This is a genomic window from Rhodopseudomonas sp. BR0G17 (assembly GCF_010907025.1).
Taxonomy (GTDB): domain Bacteria; phylum Pseudomonadota; class Alphaproteobacteria; order Rhizobiales; family Xanthobacteraceae; genus Rhodopseudomonas; species Rhodopseudomonas palustris_H.
Window position 1 is genome coordinate 75,511 of sequence record NZ_QUML01000009.1, and the last position, 24,301, is coordinate 99,811.

The 24,301-nt window shown below is 66.5% G+C and carries 22 protein-coding genes and 1 other RNA gene; 14 read left to right on the forward strand and 9 right to left on the reverse strand.

Features of this window, described 5'->3' with window-relative positions; genetic code table 11:
- The 3 genes from DY467_RS09535 to DY467_RS09545 all read right to left on the reverse strand — a co-directional run bounded on the left by DY467_RS09535 (position 1) and on the right by DY467_RS09545 (position 4,053).
- Positions 1–921 (reverse strand): ABC transporter ATP-binding protein, encoded by a 921-nt coding sequence (locus DY467_RS09535; protein WP_164635585.1) that lies wholly within the window; start codon positions 919–921, stop codon positions 1–3.
- A gap of 298 nt (positions 922–1,219) precedes the next feature.
- The gene (locus DY467_RS09540) at positions 1,220–1,504 is read right to left on the reverse strand and encodes a type II toxin-antitoxin system HicB family antitoxin (RefSeq protein ID WP_164635587.1); all 285 of its coding nucleotides are present in this window, start codon (positions 1,502–1,504) and stop codon (positions 1,220–1,222) included.
- Positions 1,504–4,053 carry an ATP-dependent helicase gene (locus DY467_RS09545; RefSeq protein ID WP_164635589.1) on the reverse strand — a complete coding sequence of 850 codons (2,550 nt, stop codon included), beginning with the start codon at positions 4,051–4,053 and terminating at the stop codon, positions 1,504–1,506. The genes DY467_RS09540 and DY467_RS09545 overlap by 1 nt, the downstream gene beginning before the upstream one ends.
- A 314-nt stretch (positions 4,054–4,367) precedes the next feature.
- Here DY467_RS09545 and DY467_RS09550 point away from each other — a divergent pair, with 314 nt between their 5' ends.
- The gene (locus tag DY467_RS09550; protein ID WP_107345284.1) at positions 4,368–4,541 is read left to right on the forward strand and encodes a DUF1328 domain-containing protein; all 174 of its coding nucleotides are present in this window, start codon (positions 4,368–4,370) and stop codon (positions 4,539–4,541) included.
- Here DY467_RS09550 and DY467_RS09555 read toward each other — a convergent pair.
- On the reverse strand, positions 4,538–5,068 hold the full coding sequence (locus tag DY467_RS09555) for a thioesterase family protein (RefSeq protein WP_164635591.1): 531 nt from the start codon (positions 5,066–5,068) through the stop codon (positions 4,538–4,540). The two genes, DY467_RS09550 and DY467_RS09555, sit on opposite strands and share 4 nt — an antisense overlap.
- Positions 5,069–5,134: 66 nt before the next feature.
- On the opposite strand from DY467_RS09555, the gene DY467_RS09560 reads away from it, so the two are divergent.
- Positions 5,135–6,562, forward strand: a complete 1,428-nt coding sequence (locus tag DY467_RS09560) for an FAD-binding oxidoreductase (protein WP_107345282.1) — start codon at positions 5,135–5,137, stop codon at positions 6,560–6,562.
- A 135-nt stretch (positions 6,563–6,697) separates the two neighbouring features.
- Positions 6,698–10,516, forward strand: a complete 3,819-nt coding sequence (locus DY467_RS09565) for an AsmA family protein (protein ID WP_164635593.1) — start codon at positions 6,698–6,700, stop codon at positions 10,514–10,516.
- Positions 10,517–10,536: 20 nt separating this feature from the next.
- Here the strand turns inward: DY467_RS09565 and DY467_RS09570 are convergent, their stop codons facing one another.
- From DY467_RS09570 to ssrA, 5 genes are all read right to left on the reverse strand, one after another.
- Positions 10,537–10,815 (reverse strand): ribbon-helix-helix domain-containing protein, encoded by a 279-nt coding sequence (locus tag DY467_RS09570; protein WP_011159041.1) that lies wholly within the window; start codon positions 10,813–10,815, stop codon positions 10,537–10,539.
- Complete coding sequence (locus DY467_RS09575) at positions 10,812–11,000, reverse strand: DUF4169 family protein (protein WP_107346670.1); 189 nt, start codon at positions 10,998–11,000, stop codon at positions 10,812–10,814. Before DY467_RS09575 ends, DY467_RS09570 begins: the two co-directional genes overlap by 4 nt.
- Positions 11,001–11,265: 265 nt before the next feature.
- Positions 11,266–12,693 carry a class II fumarate hydratase gene (gene fumC / locus DY467_RS09580; RefSeq protein ID WP_164635595.1) on the reverse strand — a complete coding sequence of 476 codons (1,428 nt, stop codon included), beginning with the start codon at positions 12,691–12,693 and terminating at the stop codon, positions 11,266–11,268.
- Between the two features lie 111 nt (positions 12,694–12,804).
- On the reverse strand, positions 12,805–13,341 hold the full coding sequence (locus DY467_RS09585; protein WP_164635597.1) for an SspB family protein: 537 nt from the start codon (positions 13,339–13,341) through the stop codon (positions 12,805–12,807).
- A 216-nt stretch (positions 13,342–13,557) separates the two neighbouring features.
- Positions 13,558–13,925: a transfer-messenger RNA gene (ssrA, locus tag DY467_RS09590) on the reverse strand.
- 140 nt (positions 13,926–14,065) lie between these two features.
- Here ssrA and DY467_RS09595 point away from each other — a divergent pair.
- The 11 genes from DY467_RS09595 (at position 14,066) to DY467_RS09645 (ending at position 24,296) form a co-directional block, all read left to right on the forward strand.
- Positions 14,066–14,662 (forward strand): chromate transporter, encoded by a 597-nt coding sequence (locus DY467_RS09595; RefSeq protein ID WP_164635600.1) that lies wholly within the window; start codon positions 14,066–14,068, stop codon positions 14,660–14,662.
- A complete protein-coding gene (locus tag DY467_RS09600) occupies positions 14,659–15,189 on the forward strand; it encodes a chromate transporter (RefSeq protein WP_164635602.1) in 531 nt (176 codons plus the stop codon). Before DY467_RS09595 ends, DY467_RS09600 begins: the two co-directional genes overlap by 4 nt.
- Before the next feature lie 71 nt (positions 15,190–15,260).
- Positions 15,261–15,761, forward strand: coding sequence for a tripartite tricarboxylate transporter TctB family protein (locus tag DY467_RS09605; RefSeq protein ID WP_164635604.1), 501 nt, complete (start codon positions 15,261–15,263; stop codon positions 15,759–15,761).
- 7 nt (positions 15,762–15,768) lie between these two features.
- Complete coding sequence (locus tag DY467_RS09610; protein WP_199852151.1) at positions 15,769–17,286, forward strand: tripartite tricarboxylate transporter permease; 1,518 nt, start codon at positions 15,769–15,771, stop codon at positions 17,284–17,286.
- A 101-nt stretch (positions 17,287–17,387) separates the two neighbouring features.
- Positions 17,388–18,395, forward strand: a complete 1,008-nt coding sequence (locus DY467_RS09615; protein WP_164635606.1) for a tripartite tricarboxylate transporter substrate-binding protein — start codon at positions 17,388–17,390, stop codon at positions 18,393–18,395.
- A gap of 174 nt (positions 18,396–18,569) precedes the next feature.
- On the forward strand, positions 18,570–19,364 hold the full coding sequence (locus DY467_RS09620) for a thymidylate synthase (protein WP_164635608.1): 795 nt from the start codon (positions 18,570–18,572) through the stop codon (positions 19,362–19,364).
- Positions 19,361–19,903: a dihydrofolate reductase gene (locus tag DY467_RS09625; protein ID WP_164635610.1), complete on the forward strand. Its 543-nt coding sequence runs from the start codon at positions 19,361–19,363 to the stop codon at positions 19,901–19,903. The genes DY467_RS09620 and DY467_RS09625 overlap by 4 nt, the downstream gene beginning before the upstream one ends.
- Positions 19,904–20,047: 144 nt before the next feature.
- Complete coding sequence (hflK, locus tag DY467_RS09630; protein WP_164635612.1) at positions 20,048–21,202, forward strand: FtsH protease activity modulator HflK; 1,155 nt, start codon at positions 20,048–20,050, stop codon at positions 21,200–21,202.
- Positions 21,199–22,134, forward strand: a complete 936-nt coding sequence (gene hflC, locus DY467_RS09635) for a protease modulator HflC (RefSeq protein ID WP_107345272.1) — start codon at positions 21,199–21,201, stop codon at positions 22,132–22,134. Before hflK ends, hflC begins: the two co-directional genes overlap by 4 nt.
- Positions 22,135–22,375: 241 nt before the next feature.
- Entirely contained in the window at positions 22,376–22,576 is a 201-nt protein-coding gene (locus DY467_RS09640) for a DUF2065 domain-containing protein (RefSeq protein ID WP_107345271.1), read from the forward strand.
- Between the two features lie 214 nt (positions 22,577–22,790).
- Positions 22,791–24,296 (forward strand): Do family serine endopeptidase, encoded by a 1,506-nt coding sequence (locus tag DY467_RS09645; RefSeq protein WP_164635614.1) that lies wholly within the window; start codon positions 22,791–22,793, stop codon positions 24,294–24,296.
- Positions 24,297–24,301: the final 5 nt, after the last annotated feature.

The window sequence follows — 24,301 nt, forward strand, 5'->3', positions numbered from 1 at the left end:
TCACGTCCTCACCAGGCTGACGAAGATCTCCTCCAGCGAGCTCTGGCTGGTGTCGAGATCGTGGAAGCGGATGCCGGCGGCGCGGACGTCGCCGAGCAGCGCGGTGATGCCGGTGTGTTCGGCGCGGGTGTCGTAGGTGTAGATCAGCTTGTTGCGGTCGTCCGACAGCGTCAGGCCATAGGCGGCGAGCTGCGGCGGCACCGTGTCGATCGGGGCGTCGAGATGCAGCTTGAGCTGTTTCTTGCCGAGCTTCTGCATCAGCGCCGATTTTTCGTCGACCAGGATCAGCTCTCCGTGGTTGATGACGCCGACGCGGTCGGCCATCTCCTCGGCTTCCTCGATGTAATGCGTGGTCAGGATGATGGTGACGCCGGTCGCCTTCAGCGCGCGCACCACCTCCCACATTCCCTTGCGCAGTTCGACGTCGACGCCTGCGGTCGGCTCGTCGAGAAACAGGATCTGCGGCTCGTGGCTGAGCGCTTTCGCGATCATCACCCGGCGCTTCATGCCGCCCGACAGCGTGATGATCTTGCTGTCCTTGCGGTCCCACAGCGACAGGTCGCGCAGCACTTTCTCGATATGCGCCGGGTTCTTCGGCTTGCCGAACAGCCCGCGGGAAAAACTCACCGTGTCCCACACCGACTCGAACGCGTCGGTGTGCAGCTCCTGCGGCACCAGCCCGATCAGCTCGCGCGCCGCCCGATAGTCGGTGATGATGTCGTAGCCGTCGACCGTCACGCTGCCGCCGGTCGGATTGACCAGCCCGCAGATCGTCCCGATCAGCGTGGTCTTGCCGGCGCCGTTCGGGCCGAGCAGCGCGAAAATCTCGCCGCCCATGATGTCGAGGCTGACCCCGTTCAGCGCCTTGCGCCCGGTGCCGTAGGTCTTGCTCAGATTCTTGACGGAAATGATCGGGGCCATGCGGGCTCGCGAAACTTCGGCGGGGACAGGCGGACCGCAGCCGTGACGTGCGGGCGGCTTACATAAGGACGGCTGAGGATTGGCGCAACCGACAGGACGAACAGGCCGGGGAGGGGAAAATTTCGCGTCGCGGCTTGGTGGCACCGACCCTTGCCACCTCATCGCGTCGTGGCTTCCTGGCACCGAAACCTGACCGCGTCATTGAGAGGAGGCGAAGCCGACGAAGCAATCCAGAGACCCTGTGCGCTGAGTTTCTGGATTGCTTCGCTTCGCTCGCAATGACGGAGAGAGGCGGGTTTTACTCCGCCGCGTCTGCGTCGGCGTCAAATTCGATCAGCGCCACGATCGCGTCTTTGCTAGCTGCGACGAAGGCCGGGTCATTGTTCAGCTCGTCGATCGACCGCGGCGGTTTCAGCGCGATCGCACCATCTGAATCCTCAATCGCATAGGCGAGAAGCTCGGCGGCCTCTTCCTCGGCTTCTTCGATCGTCTCACCGGCGGTGACGACGCCTGGAATGTCGGGAAACGACACGCTGTAGCTACCGTCGGAGTCCTGATGGATCAAGGCGACGTAGTGGACCATCACACCCGCTCCACGAAACTATCGACCACCTTCTTCTCGCCGGCCTTGTCGAACACGATGGTGAGTTTGTTGCCGTCGATCTTGGTGACGTGGCCGTAGCCGAACTTCTGGTGGAAGACGCGATCCTTCGGCGAGAATGCCGACTCTGTGCCGGTGGATTTGGCGACCAGCTCGCCCTCGATGGTGAAGGGGGCGCGGCGGGTGGTCCCGGACGAGTAGGACGAGCCGCTTTCGCCGAAGCCGCCGCTGCGGCCACCGTTACTGCCGCCACCACTGCGACCGCGCTGCGCCTGGGCGCGCTGCCAACCCGGGGGCGAGTAGCTCGAGCCGAACGACTCGACGTTGTCGAACCGCGACGGGCCGTAGCCGCTCATGCCGCCCCAGCCGGAGCCGCCTTTTGACTCGGTGATCTCGACGTTCGCCGCCGGCAGTTCATCGAGGAAGCGCGACGGGATCGTGGTGTTCCAGGTGCCGTGGATGCGGCGGTTGGTGGCGAAGTACAACTTCGCGCGCTTGCGGGCGCGGGTGATGCCGACATGGGCGAGGCGGCGCTCTTCCTCGAGGCCGGCGCGGCCCTGTTCGTCGAGTGCGCGCTGATGCGGAAACAGGCCTTCCTCCCAGCCGGGCAGAAACACGGTCTCGAATTCGAGGCCCTTGGCGGAATGCAGCGTCATCACGCTGACGGCGTCTTCGTCCGCGCCGCCTTCGCGATCCATCACCAGCGAGATGTGCTCTAAGAATCCCTGAAGATTCTCGAACTCTTCCATCGAGCGCACGAGTTCTTTCAGGTTCTCCAGCCGGCCGGCGGCATCGGCGGAGCGGTCCTTCTGCCACATCTCGGTGTAGCCGCTCTCGTCGAGCACGATTTCGGCAAGCTCGGTGTGCGCCAGCGCGTCGCGCTGCACCTGCCAGCGTTCGAAATTCTCGATCAGGCCGCGCAGGCTGCCGCGCGCTTTCAGCTTCAGTTCGTCGGTGTCGATCACCATCCGCGCCGCCTCGAACAACGGAATACGGCGCTTGCGAGCGTGGTCGTGCAGCATCTGCACGGTGGCGTCGCCGAGGCCGCGCTTCGGCACGTTGACGATGCGTTCGAAGGCGAGATCGTCGGCCGGCGAGTTGATCACCCGCAAATACGCCAGCGCGTCGCGGATTTCGGCGCGCTCATAGAACCGCGGGCCGCCGATCACCCGGTAGGGCAGGCCGAGGGTGACGAAGCGGTCTTCGAACTCGCGCATCTGGAACGACGCGCGCACCAGGATGGCGATCTCGTTGAGCGCGTGGCCTTGGCGCTGCAGCTGCTCGATCTCCTCGCCGATCGCGCGGGCTTCTTCTTCCGAATCCCAGGCGCCGGTGACGGTGACCATCTCGCCGTCGACGTCTTCGGTGCGCAGCGTCTTGCCGAGCCGGCCTTCGTTATGGGCGATCAGGTGCGAGGCGGCGGCGAGGATGTGGCCGGTGGAGCGATAGTTGCGCTCGAGGCGAATGACCTTGGCGCCGGGAAAGTCGTGCTCGAACCGCAGGATGTTATCGACCTCGGCGCCGCGCCAGCCATAGATCGACTGATCGTCGTCGCCGACGCAGCAGATGTTTTTGGGGGGCGAGGTTTGGGCAACGACATCGCTGCTACCTCGGTCGTCATCACCGGGCCGACGCGTAGCGTCGAGACCCGGTGATCCATCGTTTTGCGAAGAAGCGATGGATTGCCGGGTCAAGCCCGGCAATGACGATGAGGCAGAAGACGTCTGCGACAGCAGCCGAAGCCAGAGATACTGCGCGACGTTCGTGTCCTGATACTCGTCGACCAGGATGAACTTGAAGCGGGACTGGTAGCTGCGCAGCACGTCGGGATGTTCGCGGAACAGCCGGATGTTTTCCAGCAGCAGATCACCGAAGTCGGCGGCGTTGAGGATCTTCAGCCGCTCTTGGTATTGCGCGTAGAGCTTGCCGCCGCGGCCGTTGCCGAACATTGCGGCTTCGCCGGCCGGCACCTGCGACGGCGTCAGGCCGCGGTTCTTCCAGCCGTCGATCAGTCCGGCCAGCATCCGCGCCGGCCAGCGCTTGTCGTCGATGTTGTCGGCGGCGAGCAGCTGCTTGAGCAGGCGGATCTGGTCGTCGGTGTCGAGCACGGTGAAGTTCGAGGTGAGCTGCACCAGCTCGGCGTGATAGCGCAGGATGCGGCCGCCGATCGAATGGAAGGTGCCGAGCCACGGCATGCCTTCGACCGCCTGGCCGAGCATCTGGCCGAGCCGCAGCTTCATCTCGCGCGCCGCCTTGTTGGTGAAGGTCACCGACAGGATCTCGGCGGGGCGGGCGCGGCCGGTGGAAAGGATGTGAGCGATCCGCGTGGTCAGCACGCGGGTCTTGCCGGTGCCGGCGCCGGCCAGCACCAGCACCGGGCCGTCGAGCGTCTCCACGGCGTCGCGCTGCTCCGGATTGAGGCCGGACAGATAGGCCGGGCCGGCCGCGGCGCGGGCGCGCGCGGCGATGCCGCCGGCGGCGGGCTGATAGCTGGAGAGGTCGAGAGGCTGGCGCTTGGTCGGATCGGTCATGCGAATCGTTTTACCACCCACAGCCGCGCTGCGGGGCTCGAAGGGGAGCCTTTAGAGCAGGATTATCCGCCGATATAGGCGGGGCGGGCCGCTATCGACAGGTTCGACCACGCATCGCAGGCCGGCGCAGCGGCTGGTTAAGGCGATTTCGTTCCTGTTTCTCGCGTGAAAATGACGCCTTGACACACCGAAACCGGCCGGAACTTTCGTTCCAGCCTCGGATTGTTTCGCCAAGCGGCGCAGCCGAAACCGGCGGCGCCTCATCCCAAGAGGCAGCCGCCAGCGGGTGCCTGAAGCGAAACGGAGGTCATCACATGTTGGGTTGGGTCGTGACGTTTCTCGTGGTTGCGCTGATCGCGGGTCTGCTGGGTTTCGGCGGCATCGCCGGTGCGTCGATCGAAATCGCCAAGATCATCTTCTTCATCGCGATCGTGCTGTTCCTGATCTCGGCGGTGGTCAGCATCTTCCGCGGCCGCACACGGGTCTAGGACGCCGGCCGCTTCTTCGAGGGCATCGCGATGCTGCGTCCGATGCCCTCGGGTTGCGGAAGGGCCCGATGAGCTTCTGCCATCCGCGCAATGTTGGCGCGGATGTCGTCCGGAAACGGCGCGACTTTCCGGCTCGCCATATCGACGTGCATCGACATGTTCTCGGATGTCGCCGACAGCCAGCCTTCCTCGGCATGGCGCAATTCTTCGAAGGTGTGGATCCGCTTCTCGTCCGCCGCGACGATGTAAACCGCGACCTGCACCGGGTCGCCGAGATGAACCTCGCGCAAGTAGCGGACGTGAGCTTCGGCAGTGAAGGTCGAGCCGCCGCGCGTGTTCAGATAGTCGACGCCGATCCCGAGCTCGCTCCAGATCTGATCGATCGCGCGGTCGAACAGTACGTTGTAGTAGGCCATGTTGAGGTGGCCGTTATAGTCGATCCAGCCGGGCTCGATCTGCATCACCGACGACAGGAACGGCCCAACTACGGTGCCGACTTCGCTGCTGCGATCTACTTCCAAAGTCAATCGTACCTCCCTTGACCCCTCCGGTATCCTTTGCCACGGTCGCCCCGTTCCGAAGGAGTTTTTATCGTGGGCCTGACCATCACCAACACGCCGAAGCGCGCCGAGCCGCAGGCCGTGGCGAGCGCCATTGAAGCGCTCGCGGCGCGGTTCGGCAACCGCCTCGTCACCTCGCTTGCGGTGCGCGAGCAGCACGGCCACACCACGACCTGGCTGCCGAACCAGCCGCCGGACGCGGTGGTGATGGCGCAGGACACCGCGGACATTCAGGACACGGTGCGGATCTGTGCGCAGCACAAGGTGCCGGTGATCGCGTTCGGCACCGGCACTTCGCTCGAAGGCCATGTCAACGCGCCGGCCGGCGGCGTCTGCATCGATCTCCGCGATATGAACAAGATCCTCGCCGTCCACGCCGAGGACCTCGACTGCGTGATTCAGCCCGGCGTCACCCGCAAGGCGCTGAACGAGAACCTGCGCGACCAGGGCCTGTTCTTCCCGATCGATCCCGGCGCCGATGCCTCGATCGGCGGCATGGCGGCGACCCGCGCCTCCGGCACCAACGCGGTGCGCTACGGCACGATGCGCGACAACATCCTGGCGCTGAAGGTGGTGCGCGGCGACGGTGAGATCATCACCACCGGCACCCGCGCCAAGAAGTCGGCTGCCGGTTACGACCTCACCCACCTGTTCGTCGGCTCGGAAGGCACGCTCGGCATCATCTCCGAACTGACCATCAAGCTGCGCGGCATTCCGGAGACGATCGCCGCAGCCTCGTGCTCGTTCCCGTCGGTCAGCGACGCCTGCCAGGCGGTGATCCTGGCGATCCAGACCGGCATTCCGCTGGCCCGGATCGAGCTGATGAGCGAATCCCAGGTCAAGGCGGTGAACGCCTATTCCAAGCTGACGCTGCCGGAGACGCCGCTGCTGCTGCTCGAATTCCACGGCAGCGAGGTCGAGGTCGGCGAGCAGTCGAAGAATTTCGGCGCCATCGCCAAGGATTGCGGCGGCGGCGACTTCACCTGGACCACCCGCCCGGAAGACCGCAATAAGCTGTGGCAGGCCCGGCACGACGCCTATTGGTCGGTGCGGGCGCTGCGCCAGGGTGACGGTGTCGGCGTCGTCGCCACCGACGTCTGCGTGCCGATCTCGCGGCTGGCTGATTGCGTCGGCGAGACCGAGGCCGATCTCAACCGGCTCGGGCTGCTGGCGCCGATCGTCGGCCATGTCGGCGACGGCAACTTCCACTGCTCGCTGCTGTGCGATGTCAACGACGCCGAAGAGCTGAAGCGCGCCGATGAATTCATGCACCGGCTGGTGGAACGGGCGCAGTCGATGGACGGCACTTGCACCGGCGAGCACGGCATCGGCCAAGGCAAACAGAAGTATCTGCAGGCCGAGCTCGGTCTGGAAGCGCTGCAGGCGATGCGCGCGATCAAGCAGGCGCTTGATCCGCAGAACATCTTCAATCCCGGCAAGATCCTGCCGCAAGGGATTTGAACCACAACAACTTTGAGCCGTATGAATCCGCCGCTTGAAGTTGCTGTGAGTTCGCCACAGTCTGTCGCTAGGCGTTGAAATCACGAAAGAACGACGCCAGCGAGGGGCGTCGCAACGCCCCCGAGGGGAGACCGCGTGCAGACGACGCTGCTCGGCCTGGCTATCGCGCTGATCCTGGCGCTGCTCGCCGCGCTGGTCGGGCCGTATCTGATCGACTGGAACCAGTTTCGCGGGCCGTTCGAGGCCGAAGCGACAAGGCTGCTCGGCGCCCAGGTTCGCGTTGCCGGGCCGCTTGATGCGCGGGTGCTGCCGACGCCGTCGCTGCGGTTGCAGCAGGTGACGGTTGGTGGCGCCAACGACGCCGGCCGGGTCGGAGCCGCCAAGCTCGATGTCCAATTCAGCCTCGGCTCGTTGATGCGCGGCGAGCTGCGCGCCGACGAACTGTCGATCAACGGGCTGTCGCTCGATCTCGGTCTCGATCCGCAGGGCCGGCTCGACTGGCCGGCGGCCGGACTGTCCAATCTCGCCGCGCTCACCGTCGACCGGCTCAACCTCACGGGGCGGATCGCGCTGCACGATGCGGCGAGCCGCAGCAATCTCGAACTCAGCGACATCGCATTCTCAGGCGAGCTGCGGGCGCAAGCCGCGGCGCTGCGCGGCGACGGCAATTTCCTGCTCGGCGGCCAGCGCTATCCGTTTCGGCTGTCGACCAGCCGCGCGGCGGATAGCGACGCGATCCGGCTGCGCGCCGGCATCAGCCAGGGCGCCGGCGGGATCGCGGCCGATCTCGACGGCTTGGTGAGGTTCGAGCAAAGCCGGCCCCGGTTTGACGGCGCAGCTTCGCTGGCGGCGCTCGCGGCTGCGGCGGGAGAGACGCCGCGGACGCCGTGGCGGCTCGCCGCCAAGGTCGAGGCCGATCCGGCGCTGGCGCGGCTGGATCAGGTTGAGGTCTCCTGGGGCGCTGACCGCGCGCTCAAGCTCACCGGCAGCGGCGAAGCGCGGTTCGGCGCGGCGCCGCGCCTCGATGCCAAGTTGTCGGCGCGGCAGCTCGATGCCGACCGGCTGCTGGCAAAACCGGGCGATGCCGCGGCACCGCAGCCCTGGCTGGCGCGGCTGCGCGATCTGGCGGAGTCGTTGCCGCTGCCGCCGTTGCCGGCGCGGGTGTCGCTCGACGCCGACCAGATCATGATCGGCAACCGCCCGGTCACCGATCTGACCGCCGAACTGCGCGGCGATCCGCAGGCCTGGCAGATCGAGCAACTCGAGCTGCGGGCGCCCGGCGGCACGCGGTTGGCGCTGCGCGGCGGCGCCGGGGCCGCCGACGCGGCGATTACCGGCACGCTCGATCTGTTCGCCAGCGATCCGGATTTGCTCGCCGCCTGGCTGCAGGGTCGCACGCCTGTGGCCGGTGGCCTGACCAAGGCGCTGCGGATCGCCGGCGGGGTCCGCGCCGGCTCTGACGCTTGGGTGCTCGATCCGCTGACGGTGCAGAGCGGCGGCGACACGCTGCGCGGCCGCTTCGCCTATCGAGCGCGGCGCGATGATCAAGGCGCGCAGATCGACGCCGAGCTGAAGGGCGACAGCGCCGATCTCGACGCCGCGCTGCAATGGGCACGGACGCTCGCCGGTCCCGAGGGCGGCTGGCCGGAGCAGGCCAGCCTCACGCTCGATCTCGGCAAGCTCAGCGTCGGCGACCAGGTGTGGCAGCCTACAGCGCTGCGGCTGTCGTATGATCCGCACCGGATCGCGGTCGACCGTTTGAAGCTCGGCACCAGCGCCGGATTGCTGCTGGAAGGTGACGGAGCCCTCGATCGCGACAACGCCGCCGGACGATTGAGCCTCACAGCGCGGGCACCGTCGCCGGGGCTGATCGCGGCGGCGATCGATCCGTTCGCGCCGGCCGTTGCGGCCCGGCTGAAGGCATTGCCTGCCGAGGCCGGTGAGGCCCGTGCCAAGCTCACGCTGTCGACCGAGAAATCCGGCGCGGCGCGGGACCATGTCGAGGCCAGCGGCTCGCTCCAACTGACCGCGCCGCAGCTCAGCGGCCGTTTGACAGTGAAGGCGAGCCCGACCGCCGCGGATCTGCGCAAGCTCGATCTCGATGCGCTGGGCCGCAGCGAGCTCAAGCTCGACGGCGATCTGTCGGCGCCCCGCGGCGAGGCGTTGATGACGTTGCTCGGGCTTGACCGCGTGATCGCTGCCGGCGATGGCGTGGCGACGCTGCAAGCCTCGGGCACCGGCAAATGGCGCGGCGCTCTGCGCGGCAAAGCCAAGCTGACAGCAACTCGGCTCGACGCCGAGGTGAACGGCGAGATCGAGCCGTTCGCCGCCGAGCCGAAGGCGGCGCTGTCGCTGAACGCACGCAAGCTGGATCTGGCGCCGCTGCTCGATCTGCCGGCGTCCGCCACGAGCGAGGCGCCGCCGTCGCTGGCGACGCAACTGACGGTCGCCGGCCACAAATGGACCTTCAAGGACATCGACGCCGGCATCGCCGGCTCGCGGCTGCGCGGCCGGCTGGCGTTGACCCGCGGCGAGACAGCCGAACTCGACGGCGAAGCCGGGATCGACACGCTGCCGCTCGGACCGGCACTGCAGCTCGCGCTCGGTGCCGCCGGACGCCCCGCCGACGAGCCGCTCGGGCAGGGCTGGCTGCGCGGCTGGCGGGGCAAGATCGCGTTTCAGGCGGTGCGGGCCGAGCTGCCGGGCGGCAGCGAGCTGCAGCCGCTGCGCGGGGTGATCCGCAGCGACGGGCGGTCGCTGACGCTGGACAGCAGCGGCAAGCTCGGCGGCGGTGACGCCAAGGCGGTGCTGACCGCCAAACCGGTGGACGCCGGGGTGGCGCTCGATGCACAGCTCAGCTTGAAGGATGCCGACGCCGCGGCGCTGCGCGATGGCGCGCTCGCGCTGCCGCCAGGGAAGCTGTCGCTCCAAGCCACGCTGGCGAGCAGCGGCCGCAGCGCCTCGGCGCTCGTCGGCGCGCTGTCCGGCGGCGGTACGGTGACGCTGTCGCAGGCGGCGATCTCGGGGCTTGATCCGAGCGCCTTCGTGGTCGCGATCCGCGCCGCCGATCAGGGCCAGCCGGTCGATGCCGACCATCTGGCGAAGCTGGTCGAGCCGGCGCTGAAGGCCGTGCCGCTGAAAGTCGACAGCGTGCAGCTTCCGATCAGTGTCAGCGACGGCCGCTTCAAGCTGGCGCCGACCACGCTGCAGGCCAAGGACGCCCGCGCAATGGTGTCGGGCGGCTACGACGTGGCGGTGGGACAGGCCGATCTGCGGGTCGCGCTGATCCAGGCCGAGCCGGCCCAGGAGTTGCCGCCGGAGATTCGAATCTTCGCGGCCGGGCCGCCGGACCGGATGGAGTGGTCTGTCGATCTGTCGGGATTGTCGTCGTGGCTGTCGATCCGCCGGATCGATCGTGAGACCCGCAAGCTGCAGATGCTCGAACAGGGAAGCAAACCAGCCGCTGCCGCCGATCCGCAGGCTGCGACTCAGGCGCCCGCCAATGCCGATCGCGCTCCGGCGCAGACCTCGAGCCTGCCGCCGCCCACCGCACCGGCGAAGTCGGACACGGCGCCGCCGGCAACTCGCGCGCCATCGGGCAATCCCCAAGCCGTGCCGAAAACCGTGCCCGAGGCTGCACCACAGCCGGCCGCTCCGGGCATCGGGCAGGGCGCTGCGATCAGCCCGGCACCGCCGGTCACGCCGCCATTGCCGGACGCCGATCCGCGCCGCGTGACACCGAAGCCGCGCGCTCAGCCGCAACGACCGTCACAGCCTCAGCCGCAAACGTCATCTCAGCCGCAAGCATCGACCGCTGCGCCTTCGACATCGCGCGAAAAGCTCGCGCCACTGCCGCCGCCTTTGGAGATCAAACCTGCACCAGGAGACGCGCGCCCGTCACGGCCGCGTCCGCCCCTGATGTTGTCGCCCCCGAATGCGAGGGCGACCGACTGATCAGCGCACCGATCGAACGATCAGTGCGCTGTCAGCGAGCTCTCGGTCTTGGTATCTGCCACTGCCTGCTGCTGCGCCTGCAAGGCGCGGCTGCGGAAGTAGTCGAGCACGAACAGCCGGATCGCCGAGGACAGGTTACCCTGCTGACGATTGCTGTCGATCTCTCCGACGAGCTCGGACAAAGTCATGTCCCGCACGCTGGAGATTTCCTTCATGCCGTTCCAGAACGCTTCTTCGAGGCTGACACTGGTCTTGTGGCCCGCGACCACGATCGACCGTTTCACCACCGGCGATTTCATGACGCGTCCTCGCCACCGATTATGTGTTGATCGAGCAGTTGATTGGCGCGGCTGACATGATGTTGGTCGAGCGCACGCTGCGATTTGGTCCTGCCAAATCGTGCGCGATTGGCATCTGCGAGTTTAGCGGCTGCTTCCCGCTCGGCTCGCTTCTTGAAGCGTTTCAAATTGACCACGTCGGTCATAACGTCACCCATCATCGATTAAATCGGCAACGGGCGTCGCCAGCCAGGCGGGCACGAATGCACGAAGCCATTAGAGGCTCGATCACCATCAAGAACAAAACCATATCGCTGCTTGGATGTGGTTCAACACTTATTCCGTAAATCGAATAAGGCCGCCGAACCACACCGCCGCAAGTGCAAGTTGACCAATCTGGGCGCGCAAGGGATATGATTTACATCAATTTCCGAAAGGGCATTTTTACGACTCTCGGGGCATCCCGCGAGGCTAGCCCGGATGCGTCATTTTGTCCGGCCGCACCAGCCGGTCAAAATCGACCGCACTGATCAGCCCCGAGCGCACCGCTTCCTCCTTCAAGGTCGTACCACGCTGGTGAGCCGCCTTGGCGATCTTGGCGGCGTTGTCGTAGCCGATGGTCGGCGCCAGCGCTGTCACCAGCATCAGTGAGCGCTGCATTAGTTCGCCGATCCGCTGCTCATCGGCGCGGATGCCGTCGACGCAGTTGGTGGTGAACGAACGCGCCGCATCCGCCAGCAGCCCGATCGACTGCAGCATCGCCTGCGCCATCACCGGCTTGTAGACGTTGAGTTCGAAATGACCCTGGCTGCCGGCGACCGTCAGCGTGGTCTGATTGCCGAACACCTGGCAGCACACCATGGTCATCGCCTCGCACTGCGTCGGGTTGACCTTGCCGGGCATGATCGACGAGCCGGGCTCGTTCTCGGGCAGGATCAGTTCGCCGAGGCCGGAGCGCGGCCCGGAGCCGAGCAGGCGGATGTCATTGGCGATCTTGAACAGCGCGGTGGCGGCGGCATTCAGGGCGCCATGCACGAACACGTAGGCGTCGTTGCCGGCGAGCGCTTCGAATTTGTTCGGCGCCGTGACGAACGGCAGCTTGGTAATCGCGGCGGCCCGCTTGGCGAACGCCTTGGCGAATTTCGGATGGGTGTTCAGCCCGGTGCCGACGGCGGTGCCGCCCTGCGCCAGCGGGTACAGCTCCTTCAGCGCCGATTTGATCCGGGCGATGCTGCTGGCGAGCTGCGCCGCGTAGCCCGAGAACTCCTGTCCCAGCGTCAGCGGGGTGGCGTCCTGGGTATGAGTCCGCCCGATCTTGACGATCTTGGCGAACGCCTTCTCCTTCTTGCGCAGCGCGTCGTGCAGCAGCGTCAGCGCCGGGATCAGGTCCGAAGTGATCGCCTGCGCCGCGGCGATGTGCATGGCGGTCGGGAACGAGTCGTTCGACGACTGGCTCATGTTGACGTGATCGTTGGGATGCACCGGCTTCTTCGAACCGCGCTCGCCGCCGAGCAGTTCGTTGGCACGGTTCGCGATCACCTCGTTGAGGTTCATGTTGGTCTGGGTGCCGGAGCCGGTCTGCCACACCACCAGCGGGAAGTGATCGTCATGGGTGCCGTCGATCACTTCGCGTGCGGCACGGACGATCGCGCCGGCGCGGCGGGTGTCGAGTAGGCCGAGTTCCTTGTTGGTCTCGGCCGCGGCCAGCTTGACGATGGCCAGCCCTCGGATGATGCCGATCGGCATCCGCTCGGTGCCGATGCGGAAGTTCTGACGCGAACGCTCGGTCTGCGCGCCCCAGTAACGATCGGCCGCGACATCGATCGGACCGAAGCTGTCGGTCTCGCTTCGGGTCGCAGCAGAACGCGCGGGGCGGGGGGAGCGGGGCGTGCGGGCCATGATCATCGTCCTGGGAGTTGAGGGTCGAAGAGGGGCGTGGCGGCGCAGGCCGGCAACGCCAAGCGCGCCGGAACGATCCAGCGCGCGGAAGACCTGACAAATGCAGAGTCGTTACTTCTTGCGGAAGCGGTCGAGCCGCACCACTTCGGCGCCTTCGCCGGAGTGCGCAGGCTGGTCGTCGGAGGACGCGTCGCTGTCGGTGGTGGAAGTGGACGACGGCAGCGCCACAGGTGCCGGAGCCGCGGTCACCAGTTCGGTGACGTCGTCAGACTCGCCGGTCTCGTCGACCTCATCGGCGGCTTCGAATTGCAGCCCGAACTTCACTGACGGGTCGAAGAAGCTCTTGATCGCGGCGAACGGCACCACCAGCCGCTCCGGAATGCCGCCGAACGACAGCCCGACCTCGAAACGGTCCTCGGTGACGACGAGGTCCCAGAACTGATGCTGCAGCACCACGGTCATTTCTTCCGGATACTGCGCCAGCAGCCGCGGCGACAGCTTCACGCCGTCGCCCTTCGACTGGAAGGTGATGAAGAAGTGATGCTCTCCGGGCAGGCCGTTCTGAGCGACGTCGGTGAGGACGTGGCGAAGAACGCCGCGCAAGGCATCGCGCGCGAGCACGTCATATCGGATGTGGTCGGTGGCCATGTCGTCGTCCCGTCTCGTCGTTCCGTCGCTCGGATGCCTGAAGGCTGGTTCGGCACTGGGGCGGGGCCCGACTCGCGCCGAACATCATGCTACCCCGGCCGCCGCGTATGGTCAGCACCTATCGCGGCAGAATTGTGCGGCGCCGCGCCGGAGAAACCGGCGGTAAGCCATCCTCCAGCCTGCAAAATTCTGAACGAGCAAGGCATGATTAGAATGAGTGGAGGCTTCTGTTGCCAGGTGCCTCCGAACCCCGCCTAACGGAGCTTAACCCGTTAGGGCTTTAAAGTGGTCTTTCAAACTGCCTTACGCAGCCTGAGCAACCGGAGCATAGTTGTCGTTGGCAACTATTGCAGTAGCCCGATAACGGCGGAACAATACCGGGAAAAAGCGAGCCCTTTACGCCCTCGTCGATCCTATTTCGCCCCCGCCGAAACCCGCCTTTCCGAACGAAAAGAGCGGGCTTGGGTGGAGGCGCCGGGTACCGCCCCCGGGTCCGAATGGTTTATTGCGGCGGCCATTTATTTCCATAGTCGGGTTGCCCCGACCCTCCCAATATAGGGGGCAATGTCGGCCGGCGAAAGGGCCTCCCGGCCAAGCACTTGTGGGCGGGCGGCCGGGGCTTCCGAACGGCCGGTCCAGGATCCGGGCAGCTTCGCTGTGTGCGAACAGGGGGACGGCGGAAAAGCCGGTAGTTGTGCTCCTCGCGGCGGTCTAAAGCTTGCGAATGGCTCTTATCGATGCACCCGATCGTGATGCTGGGGGCGCCGCGGCTGCTCCGGCGCCCGGCCTCGGGGAGCTGTTCGTTGCTTTCGCCAAGATGTCGCTGGCGGGGTTCGGCGGCGTGCTGGTGTGGGCGCGGCGGGCGATCGTCGAGCAGCATCGCTGGATGACTGCCGACGAGTTCAATGAGACCTTCGCGCTCTGCCATTTCTTGCCGGGACCGAACATCGTCAACCTGTCGGTGGTGTTTGGATCGAGGTTCCGGGGTATCCCCGGGGCGGTCGCCGCGTTTGCCGGGCTGCTCGGTCCGCCGCTGCTGATCGTGACGCTGCTGGCGGTGCTGTACGCCCATTACGGCGAGCTGGAGACCTTGCGGCGCATCCTGGCCGGGGTGTCCTACGCGGCGATCGGGCTGCTGTTCGCCGTGGTGTTCAAGATGCTGGTGCCACTGCTGCGCAAGCGTGATCCGGTTGCGATCGGTCTGCTGGTCGCGGTGTTCGTCGCGGTCGGCGTGCTGCGGCTGCCGATGCCGTGGGTGCTGGCGGTCGCGGTGCCGTTCAGCATCGCGGCGACCTACCTGCTGCGGAGACGCGCCACATGACCGGGGCGCCTTCGCTCGGCGGGCTCGCCGCGACTTTCAGCACGATGTCGCTGTTCGCGATCGGCGGCGCCAATGCGGCGCTGCCGGAGATCCACCGCGTCGCCGTCACGCTCAACCACTGGCTGACCGAACAGCAATTCGCCGACGCCTTCGCGATCGCCCAGCTGTCGCCCGGGCCCAACGTGCTGATCGTCACGCTGATCGGCTACCAGGCCGCCGGGCTTGCTGGTGCGGTGGTGGCGACTGTCGGGATGTGCGGGCCGAGCGGGGCGCTGGCCTATGTGGTCAGCCGGCTGCTGGGCCGGGCCGGCCAATCGCCATGGCCCGGGATCATCCAGGCGGCGCTGGTGCCGCTGTCGATCGGGCTGATGGCGGCGAGCGGCCTGATCCTGGCGCTGGGTTCCGACCGGTCGGCCGGGGCCGTGATCCTGACCGCGACGGTCGCGGTGCTGGCGGCGGTGACCCGGATCAATCCGCTGTGGCTGTTGCTAGCTGGCGGCGTGTTGGGATTTGCCGGCGTTGTTTGATCCAAGCCGATAGGCCAAAGACAGAAGATGCCGTTCGCGAGGCGGGCGGTGCGCAGTGCGGGGAGGGACCGATGGACGAAGCGCCGAGCGGGTTGCGTGAGCGATCGGTATTTCCGAGCTGGATCCGCGGACCGCAGGATTTCGTCGGCGGGCTGGCGCTGATGGGGGTGGCAGCCTTCGCGCTGTGGGCGGCCAGCGATCTCGGCGGCATGCAGGGCTTTCGCTTTGGCGCCGGCACGGTGCCGCGGCTGCTGGCGGTGCTGCTGCTCGGCCTGGGCGCGGTGGTCGCCGCGACCGGGATCTTCGCTCCAGGGGAGCAACTGGCCAAATTCCATTGGCGCGGGCCGTTGTTCGTCGGCCTCGCGATCCTGTCGTTCGCGGTGACGATCCGGCCGCTCGGCCTGGTGATCGCGGCGTTCTCGAGTTTCCTGATCGCGGCGCTGGGGACGCCGGAAACGCGCTGGGGCGAGACCTTCGTGGTCGGCCTGGTGCTGACCGCGGCCTGCTGCGGGCTGTTCGTATATGGGCTGGCGCTGCCGTTCGCGCTGTGGCCCGCCTTCCTGACGCAGTGAGGCCGGGATGATGGATCTGTTTTCCAATCTCGCGCTCGGCTTCCAGGTCGCCGCGTCGCCGACCAATCTTCTGCTCTGCCTGACCGGAGCGCTGGTCGGCACCCTGATCGGCGTGCTGCCGGGGATCGGCACCATCGCGACGGTCGCCATGCTGCTGCCGATCACCTTTGGCCTGCCGCCGGTCGGCGCGCTGATCATGCTCGCCGGCATCTATTACGGCGCCCAGTACGGCGGCTCGACCACCTCGATCCTGGTCAACATTCCGGGCGAGGCGACCTCGGTGGTGACCACGCTCGACGGCTTCCAGATGGCCAAGCAGGGCCGCGCCGGCCCGGCGCTGGCGATCGCGGCGATCGGCTCGTTCGCCGCCGGCTGCTTCGCCACCGTGCTGATCGCGCTGGTCGGTGAGCCGCTGACCCGGCTGGCGCTGGAGTTCGGGCCGGCCGAGTACTTCTCGCTGATGGTGCTGGGCCTGGTGTTCGCTGTGGTGCTGGCGCGCGGCTCGGTGCTGAAGGCGGTGGCGATGATCGTGTTCGGGCTGCTGCTGTCGACGGTCGGTTCCGACATCGAAACCGGCGTGTCCCGGATGACCTTCGATGTTCCGGAACTGGCCGACGGGCTCGGCTTCGCCACCGTGGCGATGGGGGTGTTCGGTTTCGCCGAGATCATCCGCAACCTCGACTTCGGCGCCGCGACCGACCGCGAGCTGGTGCAGCAGAAGATCACCGGGCTGATGCCGACCCGGAAGGACCTGCGCGACGCCGCGCCGGCGATCGGCCGCGGCACCATCCTCGGTTCGCTCCTCGGTATCCTGCCCGGCGGCGGGGCGGTGATCGCCTCGTTCGCCGCCTATACGCTGGAGAAGAAGATCGCGCGCGACCCGAAACGGTTCGGGCGCGGCGCGATCGAAGGCGTGGCGGCACCGGAAAGTGCCAACAACGCCGCCGCCCAAACCTCGTTCATCCCGTTGCTGACGCTCGGTATTCCGCCGAACGCGGTGATGGCCCTGATGGTCGGTGCGATGACCATCCATAACATCGTGCCCGGGCCTCAAGTGATGAAGAACCAGCCCGAACTAGTCTGGGGCATGATCGCCTCGATGTGGATTGGCAACCTGATGTTGCTGGTGATCAATCTGCCTCTGGTGGGTATTTGGGTGCGGCTGCTCCGCGTTCCGTACCGGCTGATGTTTCCGTCGATCGTGGTGTTCTGCTGCATCGGGATCTACTCGGTGAACAACGCCCCGGTCGATGTCATCCTGGCGGGTGCCTTCGGGCTGATCGGCTACTGGCTGGTGAAGCACGACTTCGAGCCGGCCCCGCTGCTGCTCGGCATGGTGCTGGGTCCGCTGATGGAGGACAATCTGCGGCGCGCGCTGCTGATCTCGCGTGGTGATGCCTCGGTATTCATCACCCGGCCGCTTTCCGCGTCACTGCTGGTCGTCGCCGCCGGCCTGCTTATCCTGGCGGTATTACCTATGCTGCGGCGCAAGCGCGATGAAGTGTTTGTCGAGTCCGAAGGGTAATTTCAGCGCCGCCAATCCCGCATCGCCGCAACGTCGTTTTCGCCGGTTGATCTGATAGCGAGTAATTCGCTATCACCACGTCTTTCCGGCGGAGACGCACAATGAATTTGTTTGACGGAGCGAGCGCAGCGAGGTGCGCTGCGATCGCCCTGATGGCACTCTGGGTGTCGCCCGCCGCGGCCGCCGAGCCGGACCGGTTGGACCAGATCGATTTTCCCGTTCGTACAGTCACCGTCGTGGTTCCGTTCGCCAGGGGCGGACCGACCGATACTGTCACACGGCTGATTACTGCCGAGATGGCGAAGACGCTCGGTCAGCCAATCGAAATCGAGAACATGCTCGGTGCCGGTGGTACGCTGGCGGCGACCCGCGTCGCGCACGCCGCGCCCGACGGCCACACGCTGATCGTCGGACATCTTGGAACTCACGGCGCCGCGGTGGCGCTGTTCCCCAAGCTCGCCTATCGGCCCGACAAGGACTTCTCGCCGGTCGCGCTGCTCACCGAGATGCCGGTCCTGCTCCTGGCCCGCAAGCAGTTCCCGCCGAAGGACCTCAGCGAGTTCGCGTCCTACGTGAAATCGCACACCGACAACCTCAACGTCGCGCATGCCGGCTTCGGCTCGGTGTCGTACGCCTCGTGCCTGCTGCTCAACCGCCTGCTCAAGGTCGATCCGACCGGGGTGCCGTTCAGCGGCACCGGCCCGGCGCTGCAGGCGCTGGCGGAAGGGCAGGTCGACTACATGTGCGACCAGATCGTCAATGCGGTGCCGGCGCTGCGCGAGGGCAAGGTCAAAGCCTATGTGATCGCCTCGTCCGAGCGCGACCCGGTGGTTCCCGACATACCCACCGCCCGCGAAGCCGGGCTGCCCGGCTTCCAGGTCGGCGCCTGGACCGGCTTGTTCGCGCCGCGCGGCACGCCGGAACCGATCGTCGCCAAGATCAATGCGGCGGTCTCCCGCGCCCTCGACCAGTCGGATGTTCGGACCCGGCTGACCGACCTCGGCGCCCTGGTGCCGCGGCCGGAGCAGCGCGCCCCGGTCGTGCTGGCCCAGCTCGTTCAGGACGAGATCAACCGCTGGGAAGAGGTGGTGAAGGGAAACATCCCCTAGCTGCAACCGCCGGGCGGAGGCCGATCACGGGCCTGCGTGTGGAAGGGCGGCGCGGCGGCCTTGCCGTGGCCATCGTCCCGGGCCATTTTCGCAGCCTGTCCGGATTCTCCTTAAAGCCCACGCGCCCGCAGGCCTGAACCGCCGCGTCCGCGGCATTTTCGAGCCACATCGCCGATGATCCAATATCAGGACCTGCTCGAACGCATCTTGAGCGACGGGGCGGAGAAGCACGACCGTACCGGTACCGGCACGCTGTCGGTGTTCGGGCATCAGATGCGGTTCGATCTTGCGGCCGGCTTCCCGATGGTGACCACCAAGCGGCTGCCGCTGAAGGCGATCGTCCACGAGCTGCTGTGGTTCCTGAAGGGCGACACCAACATCAAATATTTGCACGATCACGGCGTCAGGATCTGGGACGAGTGGGCGGACGCCAATGGCGATCTCGGCCCGGTATACGGCGCGCAGTGGCGCTCCTGGCCGACTGCGGACGGCGGCTCGATCGACCAGATCGCCAACGTCGTCGAGATGATCAAACGTAATCCGGATTCACGGCGGCTGATGGTGACGGCGTGGAATCCGGCCGACGTCGAGAAGATGGCGCTGCCGCCGTGCCACTGCCTGTTCCAGTTCTACGTCGCGAACGGCAAGCTGTCCTGCCAGCTGTATCAGCGCTCCGCCGATGTTTTTCTCGGCGTGCCGTTCAACATCGCGTCCTACGCGCTGCTGACCATGATGGTGGCGCAAGTCACCGGTTTGAAGCCGGGCGATTTCGTTCACACCCTCGGCGACGCGCATCTGTATTCCAATCACCTGGAGCAGGCGCGGCTGCAGCTGACCCGCGCGCCGCGCGCGCTGCCGGTGATGACGATCAATCCGGCGGTGAAGGACATCTTCGGCTTCCGCTACCAGGATTTTACCCTGACCGGCTATGATCCGCACCCGCATATCAAGGCCGAGGTGGCGGTGTGAGTAGTAAGGCCGCGGAGGTAGCAGGCCTGTCGATCGTCCTGGTCGTCGCCGTCGCTGACAATGGCGTGATCGGGCAGGGCAACGCGATCCCGTGGCGGCTGAAGTCGGATCTGCAGCGGTTCAAACAGCTCACGCTGAACAAGCCGGTGATCATGGGCCGCAAGACCTATCAGTCGATCGGCCGGCCGTTACCCGGGCGCACCAACATCGTGGTCACGCGCGATGCGGCGTTTACGGCTCCGGGCGTGGTGGTGGCGCCGTCATTCACGGCGGCCGAAGAGGTCGCGCGCGGCGATGCGCTGCGGCGTTTTGCCACCGAGATTGCGGTGATCGGCGGGGCGGAGATCTACACGCAGTGGCTGCCACGCGCCGCGCGGATCGAACTCACCGAAGTGCATGCGCAGCCCGCCGGTGATACCTCGTTTCCGCCGATCAGTCCGGAACAATGGCGTGAAGTGGCACGCGAACGTCATACGGCCGGGCCGCACGACAGCGCTGATTTTTCCTATGTGACGTATCGACGCGAAACCACGTGCTGAGCGGGGGCGCGGCACCGTTTGCAATTGACAAACCTTCGTCAAGGCTTAGCTCGCAACGCGGAATGACGCGCGTTGTGCCCGGGGGGACGGTCCCCTATAAAGCCGGGCAGACTGCGGCCGTTCGGCTGCGAAGGAGATGTTTGAATGCCGTGGAAGAATCAAGGCGGAGGCCCGTGGGGTTCGGGCCCCAAGGGTCCGTGGGGCTCGGGGCCACAATCATCGGGACCGCGGCCGCCTGATCTTGAAGACCTGCTCCGTCGTGGTCAGGACCGGCTGCAACAGATCCTTCCCGGCGGCCATTTCAGCGGGCTCGGTATCGCGGTCGTGCTGCTCGGCGCGCTGGCGATCTGGGGCCTGTCCGGCTTCTTCCGCGTCCAGTCGGAAGAGCTCGGCGTGGTGCTCCGCTTCGGCAAGCACGTCCGCACCGTGCAGCCGGGTCTGAACTATCACCTGCCGTATCCGATCGAGACCGTGCTGCTGCCGAAGGCGCTGCGCGTCAACACGATCAGCATCGGCATGACGCTGATGAACGATCCGGCCCGCCGCGGCGCGACCATGCACGACGTGCCGGAAGAGAGCCTGATGCTGACCGGCGACGAGAACATCGTCGACGTCGACTTCACCGTGCTATGGCGGATCAAGCCCGACGGCGTCGGCGACTACCTGTTCAACATCCAGAGCCCGCAGGGCACGGTGAAGGCGGTGGCCGAGAGCGCGATGCGCGAAGTGATCGGCCGCTCCGACATTCAGCCGATCCTGACCGGCGCCCGCTCCACCATTGAAAACGCCGTGCAGGAACTGATGCAGCGGACGCTCGACAGCTACGGCGCCGGCGTGCTGGTGCAGCAGGTGCAGCTGCAGAAGGTCGACCCGCCGCAGCAGGTGATCGACGCCTTCCGCGACGTGCAGGCCGCGCGCGCCGACCAGGAGCGCATGCAGAACGAAGCGCAGACCTACGCCAACCGCGTCATACCCGACGCCAAGGGCCGCGCTTCGCAGATCATCCAGAACGCCGAAGGCTACAAGGGCCAGGCGGTCGCCGAGGCCAAGGGTCAGAGCGCGCGCTTCCTGGACGTGTACGAGGAATACAAGAAGGCCCCTGCGGTGACCCGCGAACGTATCTATCTTGAAACCATGGAGCGCGTGCTCGGCTCCGCCGACAAGCTGGTCTACGATCCGGGCGCCGGCAATGCGCAAGGCATCGTGCCCTATCTGCCGCTGAACGAACTGACCCGGCGCTCGTCGCCGCCGGCAACCGTGCAGCAGAACCAGCAGCCGATGGGCGGAGGCAACCGATGAAGGCCGGAGTCGCAGGAGTCGTCGCGCTGATCGTGGCGCTGGTCGCGGTCATCGTCGGCTGGTCGTCGCTGTTCACCGTCAATCAGACCGAGCAGGTACTGCTGGTCCGCCTCGGCGAGCCGGTGCGGGTCGTCACCGAGCCGGGCCTGCATTTCAAGGCGCCGTTCATCGATACGGTGATCAGCATCGACAAGCGGATTCTCGACCTCGAGAACCCGTCCCAGGAAGTGATCGCGGCCGACCAGAAGCGGCTCGTGGTGGATGCGTTCGCGCGCTACCGGATCAAGAACGCGCTGCGCTTCTATCAGAGCGTCGGCTCGATCCCGGCCGCCAACGTGCAGCTCACCACGCTGCTCAACGCGTCGCTGCGCCGCGTGCTCGGCGAGGTCACCTTCATCCAGGTGGTGCGCGACGAGCGTGAGGCTCTGATGGGCCGCATCCGTGCTCAGCTCGACAAGGAAGCCGAAGGCTACGGCATCTCGGTGGTCGACGTCCGGATCCGCCGCGCCGATCTGCCCGACCAGAACAGCCAGGCGGTGTATCAGCGGATGCAGACCGAGCGTCAGCGTGAAGCCGCCGAGTTCCGCGCGCAGGGCGGCCAGAAGGCGCAGGAGATCCGCTCCAAGGCCGACCGCGAAGCGACCGTGATCATCGCCGAGGCCAATTCCGAGGCCGAGCAGATCCGAGGTTCGGGCGACGCCGAGCGTAACCGGCTGTTCGCGACGGCGTACTCGAAGGACCCCGAGTTCTTCGCGTTCTACCGGTCGATGACCGCTTACGAGCAGTCGCTGAAGAGCAACGACACCCGCTTCCTGCTGCGGCCTGACTCGGACTTCTTCCGGTTCTTCGGCAGCCCGGACGGGCGGGCGGCCACGAACGGCGCTGCGCCGGCCGCGGCTGCAGCTCCGGCGGCACCTGCCGCACCGCGCTAAACCGGAACCACGATATTGCAACGGGCCGCCCACCAGCGGCCCGTTTGCTTTTGGCCTTACCCTTCGCCTGCTATGGCCGGTTAAGGCTCCGGTCAGAAGGCGCGACAAAACACCCCTGTAGAGCCGCAGTTGGATTTCAATCGGACGCGGAATTGCTCTAGAACAGGCCGATCAACAGCGGCGCGCGCTGAGCTGCGCTGGGACAACAAGGGCCGCGCGCCGGCCGGGAGGAAGCTGTCGCATGAGGTCTTTCGCGTTCGCCGACCTCCTCATCGGCGTGGGATTGCTGTTCGTTCTGGAAGGCCTGATCTTCGCGGCCAGTCCGAATTGGATGCGGCGGGCGATGAAGAGCGCACTGGAAACTCCGGACAACGTGCTGCGTGCGGTCGGCATCGGCTCCGCGGTCGGTGGCCTGCTGCTGATCTGGCTGGTCCGGCACTGAGGCGCGTATCCGGCGTAGTCGCGCCGGTGACGGTGCCGGAATGCTGTCACGACGTTTTCAACCACGACATCGGGTTTGGCGCTGGTTTTCGCCGCAATCAGTGGCGCGGATAGGGTAGCTTCGTTCACCACCGATGCTTGCGCCGGTCCCAGGATCGGGCGCAGTGTTCACGCGACTGCGCTCTCTTTTGCGCACGCCAGGAGATGATTCGACCATGCCCGCTGCGATCGCCTTTAGTTCCCGGATCAGGCCCTTGCGGATCAGGCCGCTGTTCGCCGCGCTGTGCCTCGGCGCGGCGGTGATCGCCGGCCCGGCGCCAGCCTCCGCCCGCGGCCCCGAAGGGATCGCCGATGTCGCCGAGAAGGTGATCGATGCGGTGGTCAACATCTCCACCACGCAGACGGTCGACGCCAAGGGGTCGGGCGAAAGCAAGGGCGGCGCCGCGCCGCAATTGCCGCCGGGCTCGCCGTTCGAGGAGTTCTTCGAGGACTTCTTCAAGAACCGCCGCGGCGAAAAGGGCGGCGGCCCGCGCAAGACCAATTCGCTCGGCTCCGGCTTCATCATCGATCCGGCCGGCGTGGTGGTGACCAACAATCACGTCATCGCCGATTCCGACGAGATCAACGTGATCCTCAACGACGGCACCAAGATCAAGGCGGAGCTGGTCGGCGTCGACAAGAAGACCGACCTTGCGGTGCTGAAGTTCAAGCCGCCGGCGGGCAAGACGCTGACCGCGGTGAAGTTCGGCGACAGCGACAAGCTGCGGCTGGGCGAATGGGTGATTGCGATCGGCAACCCGTTCTCGCTCGGCGGCACCGTGACGGCCGGCATCGTCTCGGCGCGCAACCGCGACATCAACTCCGGCCCCTATGACAGCTACATCCAGACCGACGCCGCGATCAATCGCGGCAACTCCGGCGGTCCGCTGTTCAATCTCGCCGGCGAAGTGATCGGCGTGAACACGCTGATCATCTCGCCGTCGGGAGGCTCGATCGGCATCGGCTTTGCCGTGCCGTCGAAGACCGTGGTGCCGGTGGTCGATCAGCTCCGTCAGTTCGGCGAACTGCGCCGCGGCTGGCTCGGCGTCCGCATTCAGCAGGTCACCGACGAGATCGCCGAAAGCCTGAGCATCAAGCCGGCGCGCGGCGCGCTGGTCGCCGGCGTCGACGACAAGGGCCCGGCCAAGCCGGCCGGCATCGAGCCGGGCGACGTGGTGGTGAAGTTCGACGGCAAGGACATCAAGGAGCCGAAGGACCTGTCGCGCATCGTCGCCGACACCGCGGTCGGCAAGACCGTCGATGTCGTCCTGATCCGCAAGGGCAAGGAAGAGACCAAGCAGGTCACGCTCGGCCGGCTCGACGACGATGCCAAGCCGCAGCCGGCTTCGGCGAAGTCGCAGCCCGAACCGGAAAAGCCGGTGACCCAGAAGGTGCTGGGCCTCGATCTCGCCGCGCTGTCGAAGGATCTCCGCGGTCGCTACAAGATCAAGGACAGCGTCAAGGGCGTGCTGGTGACCGGCGTCGACGATGGCTCTGATGCTGCCGAGAAGCGGCTGTCGGCTGGTGACGTCATCGTCGAGGTGGCCCAGGAGTCGGTCGGCAGTGCCGCCGACATCAAGAAGCGGATCGACCAGCTCAAGAAGGACGGCAAGAAGTCCGTGCTGCTGCTGGTCGCCAATGGCTCCGGCGAGCTGCGCTTCGTCGCGCTTAGCCTGCAATAAGGCAC